Source organism: Sphingomonas sp. PvP055 (genome assembly GCF_040546365.1).
Classification (GTDB): Bacteria; Pseudomonadota; Alphaproteobacteria; order Sphingomonadales; family Sphingomonadaceae; genus Sphingomonas; species Sphingomonas echinoides_A.
The window spans coordinates 3,451,080-3,469,527 of the sequence record NZ_JBEPNS010000001.1; the positions used below are offsets into that span (position 1 = coordinate 3,451,080).

An 18,448-nucleotide genomic window follows, 5' to 3' on the forward strand; every position below is an offset into this window, starting at 1 on the left:
ACGCCTTGCGACCTTCCCACCGTTGACGATGGTTCGTCCGCGATGCCGGTCGTGCGTCCTGCAAAGACCCGAAGGGGGAATTTCCATGGCCTATTTCGACATCAACCACCCATTCGCCGCACCCGTCCCCGCGCGCAGCCAGACCGCGTCGGCGGCCCTGCCAACCGAGCCGACGACCGCCGCACGCGCCGGCTTCTCCGCGCTCGAATGGAGCGTCATCGCGCTGGCGCAGCGGGATACGCTCGGCAGCCTCAACACGCCCGGTCGCATGTCCCGCGCGCTGGGCACGGTATTCGGGCGCGGCACCGCATCGCGTCTCGCTGATCCCAAGCTCGAAGCGCTCCGCCGCGCCGCCGTCTACGCGCGCCATCGCGGCTATGCGATGCCCGTCACCGAAATTGGCAACTTCCATGAAAACGGTTTCTCCGAGGCGCAGATGGAGACGCTCGTCACCAGCATCACTGGCCTGCGGATCGGCAAGCCAGCCCGGAGTACGTCCGCATGAACATGATCACACCGATCGCGACGACCGAGCACAGCGCGCAAATCGACGCTACGCCGCCGAAACGCTGGACCCGCTGGCAGAAACGCAGCGCGATCCTCGTGCCAGTCGCGATCGCGGGCGTCCTTGGCGTCAAGTTGTTCGACCATTCCGACGCGGTCGCCGCCGCCCCGCCCCCCGCTGCGGTGACGATCGCGACCCCGCTGGTCCGCCAGATCAGCGAGTGGGACGATTATGTCGGCCGTTTCGCGCCAAGCCGCTCGGTCGAGGTGCGTCCGCGCGTCGCCGGCGAAGTGACTGGCGTCCATTTCCATGATGGCGACGTGGTCCGCCCGGGCCAGTTGCTCTTCACGATCGATGCGCGCCCGTTCGCGGCGGCGCTCGCCGAAGCACGCGCCAACGAAGCGAGCGCGCAGAGCGCGCTCGTTCTCGCGCGCACCGACCTTGGTCGCGCGACACGCCTGATCGATGACGAAGCGGTCTCGGCGGGCGAAGTCGATGCGCTGCGTGGGAAGCTCAAGGCGGCGCAAGCGGGGCTCGCCGCGGCGCAGGCACGCGTCCGCGCGCGGGCGCTCGACGTGTCGTTCACCCAGATCCGCGCACCGATCGGCGGACGCATCTCGGACCGCAAGGTCGATGCGGGCAATCAGGTTGCGGGCGGCGAAGGCACCGGCGGCAACGTGCTGACCACGATCAACGCGCTCGACCCGATCTACTTCACCTTCGACGGGTCCGAAGCGCTGTACCTCAAGACCCAGCGCGCCCGCCGACCGGGCGCCGCCGCGCCCGCGGTCGAGATCCAGTTGCAGGACGAGAGCGCGCATCGCTGGAAGGGCAAGCTCGACTTTACCGACAACGGGCTCGACACGCATTCGGGGACGATCCGCGGGCGGGCGGTGCTGCCCAATCCGGGGCTGTTCCTGACGCCGGGGATGTTCGGCAACATGCGGCTCGCCAGCGCCGGGACCAAACCCGCGCTACTCGTTCCCGACGATGCGGTGCAGACCGATCAGGCGCGCAAGGTGCTGCTGACGGTCGATGCGAACAATGTCGTCACCGCCAAACCGGTCGTCGTCGGCGCGGTGGTCGACGGGATGCGCGTGATTCGCTCGGGCGTCGGCCCCAAGGACCGGATCATCATCAAAGGCACGCAAATGGCGATGCCCGGGGCCAAGGTCGCGCCGACGCTGGGCAAGATCGCGGTGTCAGCGGATACAGCCGCACCGATGGCGCAGCCGATCGCGGGCGAAGCGACGCTGACCAAATAGCCGCCTTCTACCCCGGCGAAGGCCGGGGCCCAGTCGGGACGCACTCTCGGCTCCATTCACTGCCGTTCCACTCCTGAACCCCGGCCTCCGCCGGGGAAGGAGGGAGTGTGCCCGCGGAATAGGAACTCGCACCATGCGCTTCTCGCGCTTCTTCATCACCCGGCCGATCTTCGCCGGAGTCATCGCGGTGGTCATCACCATCGTCGGGCTGATCGCCTACTTGGGGCTCCCCGTGTCGCAATATCCCGACATCGTACCCCCGACCGTCACCGTCAGCGCGGTCTATCCCGGTGCATCCGCCGAGACGGTCGCGGAGACCGTCGCCGCGCCGATCGAGCAGGAAATCAACGGCGTCGACAACATGCTGTACCAGTCGTCGCAATCGACCGGCGACGGCAAGGTGACGATCACCGTCACCTTCAAGATCGGCACCAACCTCGATGCGGCACAGGTGCTGGTGCAGAACCGCGTCGCGGTCGCCGTCCCGCGCCTGCCCGAAGATGTGCAGCGATTGGGTGTGGTGACGCGCAAGACGTCGCCGGACTTCCTGATGGTCGTCAACCTCGTCTCGCCCGACGGTTCGCTCGATCGCGGATACATCTCCAACTATGCGCTGACGCAAGTCCGCGACCGCCTCAGCCGCATCGACGGCGTCGGCGACGTGCAACTCTTTGGCGCACGCGACTATTCGATGCGCGTGTGGATCGACCCCGGTCGCGCCGCCGCGCTCGATCTTACCGCGGGCGAAATCGTCGCCGCTTTGCGCGCCCAGAACGTCCAGGTCGCCGCGGGTACGCTCGGCCAGCCGCCTTACGCTACGGGCAACGCGTTCCAGCTCAACGTCGAGACGCAGGGCCGCCTGACCGACCCCAAACAGTTCGCCGACGTGGTGATCCGCACCGACACCGACGGCCGTCAGGTCAAGGTGTCCGACGTCGCGCGGGTCGAGCTCGGCGCGCAGGATTATGGCGCGAACACCTATCTCAGCGGCAAGCCGACCGTCATTGCCGCGGTCTTCCAGCGTCCCGGCTCCAACGCGCTCGCCGCCGCGCAGGCGGTGTCCGCCGAGATGGAGACGATGTCGAAGAAGTTCCCTAAGGGGCTGGCGTACAAGGTCATTTACAACCCGACCGAGTTCATCGCGCAGTCGATCGACGCGGTGAAGCATACTCTGATCGAGGCGATGATTCTCGTCGTCCTCGTCATCCTCGTCTTCCTGCAGAAATGGCGCGCCGCGATCATCCCGATCGTCGCGATCCCGGTCTCGCTGATCGGCACATTCGCGGTGCTAGCGGCGGTCGGATATTCACTTAACAACCTGTCTTTGTTCGGACTTGTGCTCGCGATCGGGATCGTCGTCGATGACGCGATCGTCGTGGTCGAGAATGTCGAGCGCAACCTGGAACAGGGGCTTTCCCCGCTCGACGCGGCGCGAAAGTCGATGGATGAAGTGTCGGGGGCGCTTGTCGCCATCGTACTGGTTTTGTGCGCCGTTTTCATTCCGACCGTGTTCCTGACCGGCCTGTCGGGCGCGTTCTACCGCCAGTTCGCGGTGACGATCTCGACCGCGACGATCATCTCGCTGCTGCTCTCGCTCACCCTGTCGCCGGCGCTTGCGGCGATGCTGCTCAAGCCCCATATCTCGACCGGCACAGGCGGTCGCCTCACCCGGCTCGTGCGGCGCGCAGGCGACGCATTCAACCGCGGTTTCGAGCGAATGAGCGCCGCTTATGGTCGTCTCACCGCCCGTTTGGTGCAAGCGCCGCGCCGAATGATGCTGGTTTACGGCGGTTTGATCGCGCTCACCGCGGTCGTCTTCACCGTCACCCCCGCAGGCTTCGTCCCCGCGCAGGATCAGGGCTATTTCCTGACCGTGATCCAGCTCCCGCCGGGCTCGTCGGTCGAACGCACCGATGCGGTGATGCAGAAGGTCGCCAAGCGCATCCTCCCGCTCGCCGGGGTCAAAGGCGCGGTGATGCTCGCGGGTTTCGACGGTCCGTCGCAGACGCTCGCGCCCAACAGCGCCGCCGCCTACATCCCGCTCAAGAGTTTCGAGGAGCGCCGCAAACTCGGCGTCACGCTCGCGTCGATCATGGGCGAGGCGCAGAAGGTCACCGCCGACATCAACGAGGCACGCTTGCTGATCGTCCCCCCACCGCTGATCCAGGGGATCGGCTCGGCGGGTGGCTATCGGCTGATGGTGCAGGACCAGGGCGGCCACGGCTATCAGGAGATGGGCAAGACCGCCTATGACCTGATCGGCAAGGCCAACCAGACCAAGGGTCTCGCGCAGGTCTATACCTTCTTCGACACCGCCACGCCGCGCATCTTCGCCGATGTCGATCGCACCAAGGCGAACATGCTGGGCGTGCCGCCAGAGCGCGTGTTCGAGGCGTTGCAAGTCTATCTCGGCTCGGCGTTCGTCAACGACTTCAACCTGTTGGGGCGCACCTACCGCGTCACCGCACAGGCCGACGCGCCGTTCCGCAACACCACCGCCGACATCGCCAACCTCAAGACGCGCTCGAACACCGGCGAGATGGTGCCGATCGGCTCGGTCTCTACCTTCCGCGACAAGACCGGGCCGTACCGCGTCGTGCGCTACAACATGTTCCCCGCGGTCGAGGTCGACGGCGATACCGCCAAGGGCTCGTCCTCCGGCCAGTCGCTCGTCGCGATGGAGAAGCTCGCCGATACCGCCCTGCCCACCGGCTATGCGCACGAATGGACCGGCATCGCGTTCCAGCAGAAGTCGGCGGGGAGCACCGCCGCGCTCGTCTTCGGCATGGCGGTGGTGTTCGTCTTCCTCGTGCTCGCCGCGCAATATGAAAGCCTGACGCTCCCGCTCGCGATCATCCTGATCGTGCCGATGTGCCTGCTCGCCGCCATGACCGGCGTGAACCTGCGCGGGATGGACAACAATGTGCTCACGCAGATCGGTCTGGTCGTGCTGATCGCGCTGGCCGCCAAGAACGCGATCCTCGTGGTCGAGTTCGCCAAGCAAGCCGAGGACGAGGATGGCCTCTCCCCGGTCGAGGCGGCGGTGCGCGCCGCGACCGACCGGTTGCGCCCGATCCTGATGACGAGCTTCGCCTTCATCCTCGGCGCGGTGCCGCTGGTGATCGCCGAGGGCGCTGGTGCAGAATTGCGCCAGGCGCTCGGCACCGCGGTGTTCTTCGGGATGATCGGCGTGACCGGCTTCGGCCTGCTCTTCACGCCCACTTTCTACGTCGTCGCGCGGGCACTGGCGCAGCGGTTCGAACGCCGCCGCCCAACCCCAGCGCCCGCCGCGCCATATGGCCCGGTAGCGCCGCACGCGCTCCAGCCAGCCGAATAGGACCGCTCATGAAAATCCTTCTGCTCACCGGCCTCTCCGCGCTCGCGCTCTCCGCCTGCGCCGCCGGGCCGACCTACGTCGCGCCGCTCCCGTCCCCCAAGGCGGCGGCCGCATTCGCCACCACCAGCGCCGCGACCGTGACCGCCGCGCCCGACGACGACTGGTGGCGGATGTACCGCGATCCCGTCCTGGACGGCCTGGTCGCGGATGCGCTCGCCGCCAACACCGACCTGCGCGTCGCGGTCGCGCGGCTCGACAGCGCGGGCGCGTCGCTGCGCGGCGCCAAGACCGATCGCGAACCGCAGATCAACGCGGGCGCGAGCGGCAATTATGCGCGCACCTCGCAGCTCCAGAACCTCCCCGGTCTCAACCGCGAGCGCGCGACCTACGATGTCGGACTCAACGTGAGCTACGAAGTCGATCTTGCCGGACGTGTCCGCCGCAATGTCGAGGCGGCGCGCGGGGATGTCGGCGCGGCGCAGGCGGATGCCGATGCGGTGCGCGTCTCGATCGTCGCGGCGACCACCCGCGCCTATGTCGACGCCGCGTCGTCCGCCGAACGGCTCGGCGTCGCCCGCCGCATCGTCGACCTGCTCGACAAGTCCACGACCTTGACCGGCAAGCGCGTCGAGGCAGGACGCGCCGCCAGGCTCGATGAAGTGCGGATCGCCGCGCTGCGCAGCCAGCGCGCCGCGCTCATCCCGCAAATCGAAGCCGAGCGGCAAGCGGCGCTGTTCCGGCTCGCGACGCTGACCGGGCGCACCCCGCAGGATCTTCCCGCCACCGCGGGTGCACGCACCACGACGCCGCGAATCGACCAGCCGATCCCGGTCGGCGACGGTGCGGCGTTGCTCGCGCGACGTCCCGATGTTCGCGCCGCCGAACGGCGCCTCGCCGCCGCGACCGCGCGGATCGGGGTGCAGACGTCGCAGCTCTACCCGCAGATTTCGCTTGGCGGATCGATCGGCTCGACCGCGCTGACGGTGGGGGACATCTTCACCGGTGGTCCGGTCCGCTGGCTGGTCGGGCCCTTGCTCAACTGGACGCTCAACCAGTCCGCGGCGCGGGCGCGGATCGCGGGTGCGCAGGCGGATACGCGCGGTGCGCTCGCCAGCTTCGACGGCAGCGTGCTGGTCGCGCTCGAGGAAACCGAGACCGCCTTGTCCAATTACGCCCGCGAGCTCGACCGCCGGACTCAGTTGCAGGCGGCGCGCGACAGTGCCGCGACCGCCGCGCGCATCACCCGGGCGCGACAACGCGAGGGCACGATCGACTTCCTCGAAGTGCTCGACGCCGAACGCACGTTCGCGGACAGCGATGCCGATCTCGCCAGCGCCGACGCCCGCATCGCGGACGCGCAAGTCGACCTGTTCCGCGCGCTCGGCGGCGGCTGGCAGCAACCCGATAGGGCACGCCCAACGCTCGGTTAACGGTCCATCGACCGCTGAACGCGGCCGACCGGCGCGGCGCGGCCACGGTACCGCGCCGCGATTGTGGGGACCGGGCGCTCGGGCGCACTCGCTGCGGGGATCGCGGTCAGCACGGCGAACAGGACCGCGATCTGCAAGCCGAAGTCGACCGACGTCGCACTCCCCGCAAAGGGCACCATGCTGATCAGCAAGCTCCGTTTGGCGCCCGCGACCAACAGCCGATCCGCGAACCCGGCACGCACGATCGGCTGGAACACGAGATTGAGCAGGAACAGCCCCAACAGCGCCGTTCCGATCACCCCGGTCCCGCACACCAGCGCGATGATCCAGCTCGACGCGCGAGTCGAACCGACGCCGAGCCCGACCCCGCCCGTCGCGAAAAAGCCTTCGAGGCTGACCGTGTTCCAGTACAGCCGTTCCTCGAACGATCCGGTCGTGGTCTTCTGCACGACTGCGGCGTCGAAGATCTCGAGCAGATGCGCGCCGACGCCGGGCAATACGGTCATCATCAGCCCCGCCGCGATCGCAAGCCCGGCCAGCACCGTGAGGTTGCCGACCAGACGCCCGGCCTCCGAACCGCCCTGTCCGCGCATCAGGAGGACGATCGTATCGGACGTCAGGACCAGCAAAAACACCAGCAGGCCAGACAGTGCGCCCGACGACGTCGACATCGCCGCCATCGTGAGACAGGCCCAGCCGGTGAGCGGAGCAAGCCAGCGCCATGCGCGATCGAGCATCGCTGCCGGACGCATCAGGACGATCATCGCGCCGAACGACAGCGTGACATAGCCGAAGCTCGATGCCTCGGGCTGCAAACCGACGACGCGGCGCGTGCCCGCCATGTCGGCGTTGGTCAGCATCGCATAGCCAGCGGTCCGCAACGGCTCCAGCACGCTGCTGCCGTAGGTGACGATATCGGCGACGCCACTGAGCACCACCGCGATTCCGCCGATGATCAGCCCCTTCCGGAAGATCTCACGCCCGCTTTCGTCGGACAGCAGCAGATACAGCGCCAGCGTCATCAGGCAGGAGTTCGTCAGGTAGAGGCCTTGCGTGAGATTTCCGGTGCCCGGCGCGAGTGGCATCGCTTGCTGGATGTTGAGCCCCATCGTCGGAACCCCGGCAAAAAGTCGCGGCGCCACCCCGGTGAGCAGGATGGCGTAGAGCACGAAGGCGATCAGAATCCCCAGATGTCGCCAGTCGAGCGCAGCGTCCCACACGGCGGCAGGATCGCTCTTCAAAATCAGCCGGACGATCAGGAGGGAAGACAGGATCGTCGGCGGAATGAGGTTTATCCCACCGCTCATCGTCAACGGTACGACCGCGATCGTGCCGAGACTCATACTCGCAAACAGACCGTAGACGAGAATTCGGATTGGCATGCCGATCGCGAGAACGGCAAATGCCCAGAACAGCGCAAGGACCATTTCGTTGTTACCAATACCGCAGGTCTGCGGTATCCATACTGTATGAAGGTCCTCTTGAACATGCCGAGTCAAGCATCGGACAGACCGGGGGGTGTAGGGCGATTTGGACTTGAACTGACTCGACAGTTGCTGTCGCGAAATACGCACGCCTACTCCTTGCGGTCACAATTCTTGAAGAGTGACCTCGATCCTTCGTTTTCAGGTTTGAAGCGCGTCGAGACGATCGGTCGCGTTCGGCAGTTTGCGCGCGAAGTCGTGGAATCTTCGCTTTATTCGCCCTTTCATGGCGTGTTTCGATCGAACGACCTCATCGTCAATATCGATCCGCTCGGGATCTTCGCTGGAGGGCGCGCGCGCGTCACGATCGTCCACGACCTGTACTTTGCGACGATGCCGGCGCTGTACAGCCGGTTCGACATCGCAAAGGCGTGGCTGGTCTATCGGCTCGTCCTCAACCGCAGCACGCGGATCGTCGCGATTTCGGAGTCCACCGGGAACGACATCAAACGGCACTTCCCCCATCTGGCACGCCGCGTCCGCGTCATCCTGTCGGATACGGCGATGGATGCCGCGCCGGACCCGGCAACGCTCGCGCAGTGGACAAACCAGCGCTTCGTCCTCGCGGTCGCCAACGCCAGCCCCAACAAGAACCTCGAAACGCTCGGACACGCCTTTTGCCGTGTCGCCGGGGCGGAACCCGGCCTGCTGCTCGTCCATGTCGGGAGCGATCCGGCGAACCGTCTGGCGGCGGTGATGGCGGAGCACGGCCTGTCGGACCGGCTGGTCCGCCAGCGCGGCATTTCCGATCCCGCGCTCGCGGCTTTGTATCGGTCGGCGCTGTGTCTGGTGACGCCGTCGCTGTACGAAGGGTTTTGCCTGCCGCTCCTCGAGGCGCAACGCTATGGCTGCCCCGTGATCTTCGCGGACGCGCCCGGCACTGCGGAGATCGGCGGGATCGGCGGGTTGCGGTTCGATCCGCGCGACGTTGCCGCCTTGGCGCGCTTGCTGGAGCGAGTCATCCACAAGCCGTCGCTGCGATTGGTGATGCGCGCGCGCGGGCATCGCAACGCGACGCGGTTTTCGTGGGAAAGAAGCGCGCTCGAGTATGAAACCGTCTTTGCAGAAGCGCTGAGCGAGATCGGCCGGGGGTAGCGAGCAAGCCGGCCCGGTCGCGCTACAGGTCCAGAATGTTGGTCGGGTGCAATCGCCCGCGAAGCAGATCGCGCAGCGCGAGGACGTTGCCCTTCAACCGTCCCGCGCGATCGATCCACGGCTCCGGAAACCACGACCGCGCGAGGTTCTTGGCCGCATGGCGCGCGATGAAACGGAGCATCGCGGTCCGGCGCAACGTGCCCTTCCGCCACAGGTAGATTGGGTTCGCGACTTGCGAATAGCCCAGCTTCACGCCACTCGTCCGCCCGTGCTTGATCCCCTGGTGAACGCCGGCGAAGGCGTTGGTGTAGGCGATCAAGCCCCGCCCGACGAGCGCGCAACCGAAGTCCACGTCCTCCAGCCATCCGTACAGCGGAAGCTGCTCGTCGAACCGCACATCCCCGATCGCGCGCGATCGATAGACCATGTTGCACCCGTAGAGCCCGCCTGGATGCGCCCGCACCCAGACCGGTGGCGGCGGGCAGCGATCATAAGCGTCGACCTCGGCAAGCGCGGTCGCATACGACAGCCCCGCCCCGCCGATGCCATCGAGCAACAGATGCCCGGACGCCGCGATCAGATCGTCATTGGCGTGAAACAGCGCGACGATGTCCGCCACCGCCGTCCGCGACGGGACATAATCGTCATCGAAAAAGGCAATGATGTCCGCGCGATCGATCGCATGGGCCAACCCGGCGTTGCGCTGGATCGGCAATCCCTTGGGACTGAAGACCACGTCGCATTGCAACGGCCAATCGTCCAGGACCGGCAAGTCATCGGGACCGGACACCGCAATACAGAACAGGTCTGGAAGGCGAGTCTGGCGTTGCAGATGGTCTTTCCACTGCAAGATCTCGCGGGGTCGCCCGGTACTCGCGATGATGATCGCCAGAGAAGGGCGCCGTTTCGCAAGCACGATTGATCGAGACTCCAGATGTCTCGACTCCATGCACCATTGTTCTTGACCGGTCCAGCCGATCGCGGCGACTAGCCGCTGATCAACCGTTCCGCTTCGCGCGCCAGCCGCCCCAGCGCCATCAGGTCGGGGGCTTCATCGCGCGGAACCATGTCGACGACGCAGAGCGCGCCCAGCGCATATCCCGCGCGATTGACCAGCGGAATGCCAGCATAGAACCGCACGAACGGCGCCTCCGCGACGGTCGGAAACGATGCGTACCGTTCGTCCTTCCGCGCATCGAGGATGACGAGCGGCTCCCCCGGACGCAGGATGACTCGGTCGCAGATCGCGGAAGACCGCGGCGTCTCGGTCACGTCGATACCATGCCCTGCCGCAATCCACTGCCGGTTCCGGTCGATGATCGACACCGACGCGATCGGCGTACGCGCGAGGGCGGCGGCCTGCTCGACGATCCGTTTCAGCTCCCCTTCGCGTTCGGTCGTCGTCTTGCGCGCAGCATCGACCGCCATCTGGCGTCGCAATTCCAGCGCCGCGCCGTCCCGGCTCTCAAAATGCTGCATCGTCTACGCTTCCGTACATCAAGTCCGCTTCCCCACCTTTGCTGTCGCAATCCTTAACGGTTCGTATCGACCTGTTCCTGCGACAAAAATCTTTGTGTCCATGGGGCGGGGCTGTCCTCGTACCGCGCCGCGCGACCAAAGCGTGAAACGCCATCAGCAGCGGTTACGCCGTGATGGCATCGACCTCCTTGATGAAGGCCGCCATCCGGATCGTCTTGGTGAGGAAAACATCCGCACCCGCAGAGCGACACGAGTCCTCGTCCGTTTTACCGCTCAGGACCGTGATCGCCATGATCGGGATGTGCTGCGTCAGCGGGCTGGCCTTCAGCTGCCGGATGATCTCGCGCCCGTCGACATAGGGCAGCCGGATATCGGTTATGATCGCGTCGGGCTGCCGGGAAACCGCCTCGAGATAAGCCAGCCGTTCGTCGGGAACCAGAACCGGTTCATGCCCCGCCTTTTGGAGCCACGCCGCGAACAATTTGCGGTGCAGCATGTTATCTTCGATCACCAAGACCGTTTTCGTCATACGCACCTTCTCATCCCGATTATGACATCTACGATAGGGACGATCGCAGCCCTTTTACAAGCGTTTGCAAAATGCGCAGCGCTTTGCGGGTTCCGCGGAAAGGTTGCCGCCATTCAAGGGCTTGGAAACGGTGTTCGACAGGTCGCGCGATTGCCGCCGCGCGCGTGGCTCGGCCAGGTCCGCGCGTCCGACCGTCCGGCAATAGTTCCGGTTTCCGTTGCCGCGTGCGCCTGCTAGGCTGTGGCGGTGGACAATGTGAAGTTTCCTCCCGTAGCCGATGACAGCGACGCCGCCCCCGCGGTCGATCCCCCTGCCCGCCAGCCGCGCGGCAAAGGGCGGCGGTTACGCGGCGCCATCGCGCACAAGCTCGGCGTGGCGATCCTGTCGGGCGAATTCGCGCCGGGCGAGACCCTGTCGAGCGAGGTCGTCTTCGCGGAATCGCTCGACGTTTCGCGCAGCGCGTACCGCGAGGGGATTCAGGTCCTGATCGCCAAGGGGCTGGTCGAAAGCCGCCCGAAAGCCGGAACGCGTGTCCTGCAGCGGGACAGGTGGAACCTGCTCGACCCCGACGTCCTTGCCTGGGCATTCGCCGGCGAGCCGGATCCGCAACTCGTCCGCAGCCTGTTCGAATTGCGCGCGATCATCGAGCCCGCCGCCGCGGGGCTGGCCGCGACCAACCGCGATCGTGCCGATTTGAAACAGATGAAGGAAGCGCTGGCCGCGATGCGCCGCCATTCGCTCGCGACCGATCTTGGCCGCGCCGCAGACCGGCAGTTTCACGACGCGATCCTGCGGGCGACGCGCAACGATGCCTTGCGGGTGTTGAGCGCCTCGATCGGCGCGGCGGTCAGCTGGACCACGCAGTTCAAGCAACGGCTGCGCGCCCTTCCGCGCAATCCGATCCCGGATCACGTCGTCGTCTACGACGCGATCGTCGCCGCCGATCCGGTCGCCGCCAGCGCGGCGATGCGCCAGTTGGTCGATCTCGCGCTCGAAGACACGCAGAACGCGATGGCGCGCTAAACCAGCACGCCATCCGACCGCGCCAGCCCCCGTCAGCGACGACTGGACGTGGTGACCAAATTCTTCCCGAAGAACGGAATCACATGGTCCTGGAAGCGGCCAGCGACGTCGCTGACATGCGTGCCCGGATAGATTTCGAAACTGTTGGCAATGCCGTAGCGATCCATCGCCGCATGCAGCTTGGCGGCGTCGTCCTTCAACCCGTCCTGATCCCCGACATCGATCGCGATCGCGCGATACTGCCGTAAGTTGCCGACATATTGGTCAACCATCGCAAGCGGCGCATTCGCCGTCCACCGCGCGAGCACGTCGGGCTGCACCACGCCATTCTTGGTCGGCAGGTCAAGAAAGAACGGCGGGTTCTTCGGGTTGGGCGACCAGGCGGCAGCCGTGGCGAATTGCGCGCGCCCGCCGAACGGCAACGCCGCCGCCGCCTCGCGCGTCTGCACCGCCTCCAGCGCCGCCCCGGCCTTCGCGTCGAACTGCGCCGGATCGCGCGGCGACAGGCAGCACGGGCTCATCATGTAGATCGCCGCGAACAGATCGGGATGCCGCATCCCGATCCGCGTCGTGCCATACCCGCCCATCGAATGCCCGGCGAGCCCGCGGCTACGCCGGTCAGCGAGCGTGCGGTACTTCGCATCGATCGCGCGGATTAGGTCGCGCGTAATGAAGGTCTCGAAATCGCCCGTCGTGACCGAACTCGAATACATCGACCCGTTGTGGACCGTCTTGGAATCCGGAATCACGACGATCATCTCGGGCGCGCCCTTCGCGAACGCGCCTTCGATCGTCTGCGGTACGTGGATCTCGCCGATCCACTGCTCCGCGCCGATCGAATAGCCGTGCAAGGCGTAGAGCACCGGATAGCGCCGGGTTGGGTTGGCGGCATAGCTCGGCGGCAGGACCACGATCACGTCGCGGTCGGCCGCATTCCCTTCGAGATTGCCGACGAGGCTCGGCGCGTGGACCTTGATGCGTTCCATCACGACCGCGCGCGCCCCCGCAACGGGCGCAGGCACGTGCGTCGGCACTTGCGCCACGGACGGCAAAGCCACCGCTGCCGTCACGGCAAGCGCGCAAACGCCGCCAAAAACGGTCCGGCGCGCACCCCGCGCCAGTGCTGAACGATCGTACCGCATCTGCATCCCCCCATTGTCGTTTCTGTGTGCTTGGCGTGCGCCACCACCCTGATCGCGCGGCAGCGCCTTGTCCGTCTAAACGACCCGATCGTCAAACCCCGCGACGGTCGACCATCCCGATCTTATCCCCCGCGCAGCATCTTCATCACCCACGCCCGGATCCGACCGTAATTGCCCTGGCCCAGCGGTCCGAGAATGCCGTGCTGCGCCTCCGGCAAATGCGCGAGCGGATGCCCCTCCGGCCGGAAGACGTAATGATCGAAGAACGCGCGCCACGCGGCACGCTCGGCGGGCGGGCGTTCGGCGATCGCGATCATCGACAGCAGCATCGCGGTATACGGCGCGTCCGGCCCCGCGGCGAAAGCGTCCCACCAGTAATTGACCAGCACGTTGAACGGCGCGGTCGCCTCGACCGAATGCCACCACAGCTTGGGCATGTACAAGGCGTCGCCCGGTGCGAGATCGACCACCATCGCGCGGGCGCGCGCCGTCGCAACGTTCGGATAGCGCGGGTCGCCGGGTGGTGCGTTGGCCGCGAGGCTGATCGGCTGCCCCGCCATCGTATGGTCGATCGGGCCGACGTACAGCTGGCCGATCGCATCCGGCGGATACAGCGTGAACCGGCGCGTCCCGGCGACAACGCAGGCGAGGTTATCGAACGTGTCGTAATGACAGGCAACCGACGAAGCGGTCCCGATCCAGATTCGCGGACGCGCGGTGGCCGGCACGATCGGCAGGATGTTCTCCGCCGCAAAGCCGGGGAGATAGGCATCGGTCGGCAGCGATCCGAGATAGACCGACTCGGTCTCCGGTGCATCGGCAGCGGCAACGATCCGCGTCAGCGCATCCCCGAACCGCAGGCTTTCCCGCGCGAAATTGAACCCGGCAAGGTCTTTGCCATAGGCATAGTGACCGGCGATTGCCGGATCGCCGACGAACGCTTCCGCGGTGCGCCCCGCATCGAACCGCGCGAGATACGCCACCAGCGCCGCGCTCGATCGGGTCGCCGCGGTAACGACCGGCCAGTTGCGGCAAAGCCCGCGCACCACGACCGGCAGGCATGGCTGGGCGATGTCCCGCACGAACGCCGCGAGATCCGTGATGGTCGCGGCGTCGACGCTGCGGGGTTCCGGGCCGCGTTCCATCATCCGGTAGCCAGACGATCGTTGCGCAACCGCGCGAGGCGACGGACATGCTGGAGCGAGGCGATCACGCCGTGGATCCGTTCCAGATCCCCCGATCGGAACAGCTCGAGCACGACCGCGTCGGACAGTTCGGCAAGCGAATCCCGGCTTACGGTATAGAGTCCTTCGACGCTCAGCCGTTCGCCATCATCGAAGGTGAAGGTCAGGTCGATCGGCTCGACCAGCTTCAACGACAGCAACCGCGCGATAAACGCATTGGTCGGCGCAATCCCGGAATGCAGTTGCCCCAACGCGCGCTGGATTCCGCGCAGCGCTGGCGACGCGGAACCATCGGTTTCGAACACGGGCGTACCATATCCGGTCCCGAAGCGCGGATGCTGCGGATCGATCGCGATCGCCTCGTCGGATATGTAAAATCCTTCACGAACAACGTCGTTCAGGCGATTCGCGTGATCGCCATCCGCTTCGCCACGAACGAGGTTCTGCCCCGGTTGCAGGCCCAGCATAGCCCCGGCGTAGAATTCGCCGGTGTCGGCATTCTTGCAAAACAGAATTGGGAAGTGTGCTGCTACCGATTCGATCTCGCTCGTCACGATCTGCACGAAATGGCGGTCGCCCGCGTCCGGCGGCGTGATCTGGAGCGAGTCGTGCGCGTGAATGTTCAGCAATTCCAACGTCGCCATGCCTGGCTCCCTCTCCGTCACACGGCTGACCCGCGGTACGCCCTCCGAATACGCGGCATGGCGGCGACCGCAAGGCTCGTACTCGTTATTCTATAATACACGGACAAATCGCTTGCATCCTAATTGTGGTAGCGATACCAACCCTAACGGCTCGATGATCGCACAAACGATCGCGGTCCATGGGCACTTGCGAGTCGGTCGTTTCGACGGTTCGGTACGGTGTCCTGAACGAATAATGAGAAAAATCTCATAGAGGAGGGGATCGATGAAGAAATTTATCCAGCACGACGGCTTTAATTTTGCGGCGCGCCAGCGCCGCCGGTGCATGCTCGTCGGTGCCACCAGCTTGGTTGCGCTCACACTTGCGACTCCAGCGCTCGCCCAAACCGCAGACGCGCAGAACGCAACGACGAACCAGCCCGCTCCGGTCCAGCCCGCAGTCGCTGCCCCCGCCGGCACGGTGACGGCCGCGCAGGCCGGTACGCCGCAGGATGAGGCAACGTCCCCCGCCGCCGGAAACACCGCAGGCGCGCAAGGCGACGACATCATCGTCACCGGCCTGCGCGGCTCGCTCCAGCGCAACCTCGACATCAAGCGCAACGCCACCGGCGTTGTCGACGCGATCTCGGCCGAAGACATCGGCAAGTTCCCGGATTCGAACGTCGCAGCATCGCTCCAGCGTCTTCCCGGCGTGTCGATCCAGCGCTCGGGCAACCGCGGCGAGCCGACCGGCATCACCGTTCGCGGCTTCGGCGGCGATTTCAACACGACGCTGTATGATGGCCGCCGTATCTCGACCGCAACCGGCGGACGCCAGATCGATTTCTCGACCGTCGGCGTGGACTTCATCGGCCAGTTGAGCGTGTTCAAGACGCCGGACGTGACGCTGTCGTCCAACTCGATCGGCGCGACCGTCAATATCGAATTCCCCAAGCCGTTCGATCACCCCGGCTTCCGCATGGCGGCAAGCGGTTCGGGTTCGATCCAGGATCGTTCGGGCAAGGTCGTGCCGACCGCAGGGCTGCTGCTCAGCAATACCTTCGCCAACGATACGCTCGGCGTTCTCGCCGACGTGATCTACACGCGCCGCGACACCACCAGCAACCGCGTCTCGGTCTCGGGCTGGGCCGGCGGCTTCTACGCACCGTGCCAGTTGGCCGGAGCGACCACCACGACCTGCGCACCGTCGACCAACATCACGGCGGCACCGGGCAACCGTGCGAACATCACCGGCTGGTTCCCGCAGCAATATGTGATCAGCCAGGAAGCCGTTAAGGACGAGCGCGTCGACGGCCGGATCGCCCTGCAGTGGCATCCGTCCGAGTCGGTGATGGTCACCATCGACGACAATTACTCGCGTCAGGAAATCGTCACCAACGTCCCCGCGCTTGGCGTGTGGTTCAACCAGGGTGCGCTGCGCAACGTCACGCTCGACGGCAACGGCACGGCGGTCAACTTCAGTCAGCCGGGCGGTTCGCCGACCGATTTCACCGCGGCACGCAACACGCAGGTTCTCCAGACCAACCAGCTTGGCGGCAACGTCAAGTGGGATGTCTCGGACAACTTCTCGGTCAACGGCGACCTTGCTTGGGCGAAGAGCTGGCTCAACCCGGACGGCGACACGATCGGCAGCCAGAACGGCGACATCGGCTATGGCGGCGCGCAGGCAAACAGCGCCGGTATTTCCATCACCGGCAACAGCAACAACAGCTTCCCGTCGCTCACCGCCTTCGGTCCGCAGGGCAATGCCGCCAATTTCCTCAACCAGGGGCTGATCGGTTCGCACGTCACCGTCAACCAGACGCAGAACAACGTCGACGAGCTCAAGCAGGGCCGCCTGACCGCGACTTGGAAGCAGGACGACCTGACGATCAAGTTCGGTGGTCAATATTACGAAGACAAGTTCAACCTTCGTAACAAGAGCACGTTCACCAACAACTTCTGGCAGGCTTATGCCGGCTACGGTGGCCCGTCCGCACAGGGTTCGGGCATCGCGCCGCTCCCGTCCAGCCTGTATCAGGGCACGGTCAACCTCGGCAGCAACTTCATCCCCGGTTTCAAGGGAACGCTGCCGTCGTCGCTGATCGTGTTCGATCCGGCTGCGTATCAGAGCTATCTGACGGGTCTGGGCAATCCCCAGGCAACGCGGGTTCCGGGCTTCAACTACCCGAGCAACACGACCGACGGCTTGAACGGCTTCACCGGAACGTTCGATCAGCAGGTCGATCCGAACAGCGTCCAGCAGATCACCGAAAAGACGTGGTCGCTCTACATGAACGTCGCGTTCCAGACCGAAATCGCGAGCATGCCGTTCCACTTCGCGGCGGGCGTCCGCAACGAGAATACGCATCTCGTCTCGGTCGGCCAGGGCCGCCTGCCGACCTCGATCTCGACCAGCACGGCGGATCCGACGCTGCTCAACCTCAACTTCGGCGCGATCTCGCCGATCAGCGCGCGCAGCAACTATTCGTACTTGCTGCCGTCGATCGACACGCGGCTTGAAGTGACCGACAAGCTCCAGCTGCGCTTCGATGCGTCGCGCACGCTGACGCGGCCGGGCCTCGGCAACCTCAACCCGGTGCTGGCAGTCGGCGTCGGCCAGCGTGTCGGTGCCCTCACCGGCAGCGGCGGCAACCCGAACCTCAAGCCGTACCTCGCGGACAATTTCGACGTCGCGGCGGAATGGTATTACCAGCGCAACTCGTACCTCTCGATCGATTTCTTCCTGAAGAACGTCAGCAACTTCATCGTTGGCGGCGTGACGCGGCAGGCGATCAACGGCGTGATCGATCCGACGACGGGTTCGCTCGCCAACTTCGCGGTCTCGCAGCAGGTCAACGGGCCGGACGCGACGGTCCGCGGCGTCGAGCTGGCGTGGCAGCAGGTGTTCGGCACCTCGGGCTTCGGGTTCAACGCGAACGCGACGTTCGTCGGCACCAACAAGCCGTATGATCCGACCAACATCTCGCAGACTGGTTTCGCCGTCACGGGCCTGGCCAACTCCGCGAACTTCGTCGGCTTCTATGACAAGAAGGGCTTCCAGCTCCGGGCCGCGGTCAACTGGCGCGACAAGTATCTGCTCCAGTTCGGCCAGAACCAGAACACCAGCAACTTCGGTGCCGAACCGACCTTCGTCAATTCGAGCCTCCAGCTCGATCTGTCGACGAGCTACGACATCAACAAGCACTTCAGCGTGTTTGGTGAGGCGATCAACGTCAACAACAACCAGCAGAGCACGCATGGTCGCTTCGCGAACCAGCTGCTGGACGTGTACGACTATGGCCGCCGCTTCGTAGCGGGAGCACGCTACCGCTTCTGATGTTCCTCCCCC

General features: G+C 65.6%; 14 protein-coding genes. 7 read left to right on the plus strand and 7 right to left on the minus strand.

The genetic code is table 11. From position 1 onward, the window contains the following. The first annotated feature begins 85 nt into the window (after window positions 1-85). From ABIC16_RS16285 to ABIC16_RS16300, 4 genes are all read left to right on the plus strand, one after another. Window positions 86-505, plus strand: a complete 420-nt coding sequence (locus ABIC16_RS16285) for a hypothetical protein (protein WP_354291864.1) — start codon at window positions 86-88, stop codon at window positions 503-505. Further along, the gene (locus ABIC16_RS16290) at window positions 502-1,770 is read left to right on the plus strand and encodes an efflux RND transporter periplasmic adaptor subunit (RefSeq protein WP_354291865.1); all 1,269 of its coding nucleotides are present in this window, start codon (window positions 502-504) and stop codon (window positions 1,768-1,770) included. The genes ABIC16_RS16285 and ABIC16_RS16290 overlap by 4 nt, the downstream gene beginning before the upstream one ends. 133 nt (window positions 1,771-1,903) lie before the next feature. Beyond that, window positions 1,904-5,107 (plus strand): efflux RND transporter permease subunit, encoded by a 3,204-nt coding sequence (locus ABIC16_RS16295; protein WP_354291866.1) that lies wholly within the window; start codon window positions 1,904-1,906, stop codon window positions 5,105-5,107. Between the two features lie 8 nt (window positions 5,108-5,115). Next, window positions 5,116-6,537 carry an efflux transporter outer membrane subunit gene (locus ABIC16_RS16300; RefSeq protein ID WP_354291867.1) on the plus strand — a complete coding sequence of 474 codons (1,422 nt, stop codon included), beginning with the start codon at window positions 5,116-5,118 and terminating at the stop codon, window positions 6,535-6,537. Here ABIC16_RS16300 and ABIC16_RS16305 read toward each other — a convergent pair. Then, the gene (locus tag ABIC16_RS16305; protein WP_354291868.1) at window positions 6,534-7,919 is read right to left on the minus strand and encodes a hypothetical protein; all 1,386 of its coding nucleotides are present in this window, start codon (window positions 7,917-7,919) and stop codon (window positions 6,534-6,536) included. The genes ABIC16_RS16300 and ABIC16_RS16305 overlap by 4 nt on opposite strands. 300 nt (window positions 7,920-8,219) lie before the next feature. On the opposite strand from ABIC16_RS16305, the gene ABIC16_RS16310 reads away from it, so the two are divergent. After that, the gene (locus tag ABIC16_RS16310) at window positions 8,220-9,116 is read left to right on the plus strand and encodes a glycosyltransferase family 4 protein (RefSeq protein WP_354291869.1); all 897 of its coding nucleotides are present in this window, start codon (window positions 8,220-8,222) and stop codon (window positions 9,114-9,116) included. 22 nt (window positions 9,117-9,138) lie between these two features. On the opposite strand, the gene ABIC16_RS16315 is transcribed toward ABIC16_RS16310, so the two are convergent. The 3 genes from ABIC16_RS16315 to ABIC16_RS16325 all read right to left on the minus strand — a co-directional run bounded on the left by ABIC16_RS16315 (window position 9,139) and on the right by ABIC16_RS16325 (window position 11,106). Then, a complete protein-coding gene (locus ABIC16_RS16315) occupies window positions 9,139-9,966 on the minus strand; it encodes a glycosyltransferase family 2 protein (protein WP_354291870.1) in 828 nt (275 codons plus the stop codon). 137 nt (window positions 9,967-10,103) lie between these two features. Continuing rightward, a complete protein-coding gene (locus ABIC16_RS16320; protein ID WP_277967725.1) occupies window positions 10,104-10,595 on the minus strand; it encodes a GAF domain-containing protein in 492 nt (163 codons plus the stop codon). 163 nt (window positions 10,596-10,758) lie between these two features. Further along, on the minus strand, window positions 10,759-11,106 hold the full coding sequence (locus ABIC16_RS16325) for a response regulator (protein WP_354291871.1): 348 nt from the start codon (window positions 11,104-11,106) through the stop codon (window positions 10,759-10,761). 273 nt (window positions 11,107-11,379) lie between these two features. On the opposite strand from ABIC16_RS16325, the gene ABIC16_RS16330 reads away from it, so the two are divergent. Then, window positions 11,380-12,147, plus strand: a complete 768-nt coding sequence (locus ABIC16_RS16330) for a FadR/GntR family transcriptional regulator (protein WP_354291872.1) — start codon at window positions 11,380-11,382, stop codon at window positions 12,145-12,147. A 32-nt stretch (window positions 12,148-12,179) separates the two neighbouring features. Here ABIC16_RS16330 and ABIC16_RS16335 read toward each other — a convergent pair whose 3' ends face one another. From ABIC16_RS16335 to ABIC16_RS16345, 3 genes are all read right to left on the minus strand, one after another. Then, window positions 12,180-13,289, minus strand: coding sequence for an alpha/beta hydrolase (locus ABIC16_RS16335; RefSeq protein ID WP_354291873.1), 1,110 nt, complete (start codon window positions 13,287-13,289; stop codon window positions 12,180-12,182). A gap of 122 nt (window positions 13,290-13,411) precedes the next feature. Beyond that, the gene (locus ABIC16_RS16340) at window positions 13,412-14,437 is read right to left on the minus strand and encodes a cupin-like domain-containing protein (RefSeq protein WP_354291874.1); all 1,026 of its coding nucleotides are present in this window, start codon (window positions 14,435-14,437) and stop codon (window positions 13,412-13,414) included. Further along, the gene (locus ABIC16_RS16345; protein ID WP_277967729.1) at window positions 14,434-15,117 is read right to left on the minus strand and encodes a SapC family protein; all 684 of its coding nucleotides are present in this window, start codon (window positions 15,115-15,117) and stop codon (window positions 14,434-14,436) included. Before ABIC16_RS16345 ends, ABIC16_RS16340 begins: the two co-directional genes overlap by 4 nt. Window positions 15,118-15,382: 265 nt before the next feature. Between ABIC16_RS16345 and ABIC16_RS16350 the strand changes: the two genes are divergently transcribed. Continuing rightward, complete coding sequence (locus ABIC16_RS16350; protein WP_354291875.1) at window positions 15,383-18,436, plus strand: TonB-dependent receptor; 3,054 nt, start codon at window positions 15,383-15,385, stop codon at window positions 18,434-18,436. Window positions 18,437-18,448: the final 12 nt, after the last annotated feature.

What these genes read in the sequence shown, in the direction of transcription:
- ABIC16_RS16285 (WP_354291864.1), top strand. Translation starts at nt 86, where the DNA reads ATGGCCTATTTCGACATCAACCACCCATTCGCCGCACCCGTCCCCGCG.
- ABIC16_RS16290 (WP_354291865.1), top strand. Translation starts at nt 502, where the DNA reads ATGAACATGATCACACCGATCGCGACGACCGAGCACAGCGCGCAAATC.
- ABIC16_RS16295 (WP_354291866.1), top strand. Translation starts at nt 1,904, where the DNA reads ATGCGCTTCTCGCGCTTCTTCATCACCCGGCCGATCTTCGCCGGAGTC.
- ABIC16_RS16300 (WP_354291867.1), top strand. Translation starts at nt 5,116, where the DNA reads ATGAAAATCCTTCTGCTCACCGGCCTCTCCGCGCTCGCGCTCTCCGCC.
- ABIC16_RS16305 (WP_354291868.1), bottom strand. Translation starts at nt 7,919, where the DNA reads ATGCCAATCCGAATTCTCGTCTACGGTCTGTTTGCGAGTATGAGTCTC.
- ABIC16_RS16320 (WP_277967725.1), bottom strand. Translation starts at nt 10,595, where the DNA reads ATGCAGCATTTTGAGAGCCGGGACGGCGCGGCGCTGGAATTGCGACGC.
- ABIC16_RS16335 (WP_354291873.1), bottom strand. Translation starts at nt 13,289, where the DNA reads ATGCGGTACGATCGTTCAGCACTGGCGCGGGGTGCGCGCCGGACCGTT.
- ABIC16_RS16340 (WP_354291874.1), bottom strand. Translation starts at nt 14,437, where the DNA reads ATGATGGAACGCGGCCCGGAACCCCGCAGCGTCGACGCCGCGACCATC.
- ABIC16_RS16345 (WP_277967729.1), bottom strand. Translation starts at nt 15,117, where the DNA reads ATGGCGACGTTGGAATTGCTGAACATTCACGCGCACGACTCGCTCCAG.
- ABIC16_RS16350 (WP_354291875.1), top strand. Translation starts at nt 15,383, where the DNA reads ATGAAGAAATTTATCCAGCACGACGGCTTTAATTTTGCGGCGCGCCAG.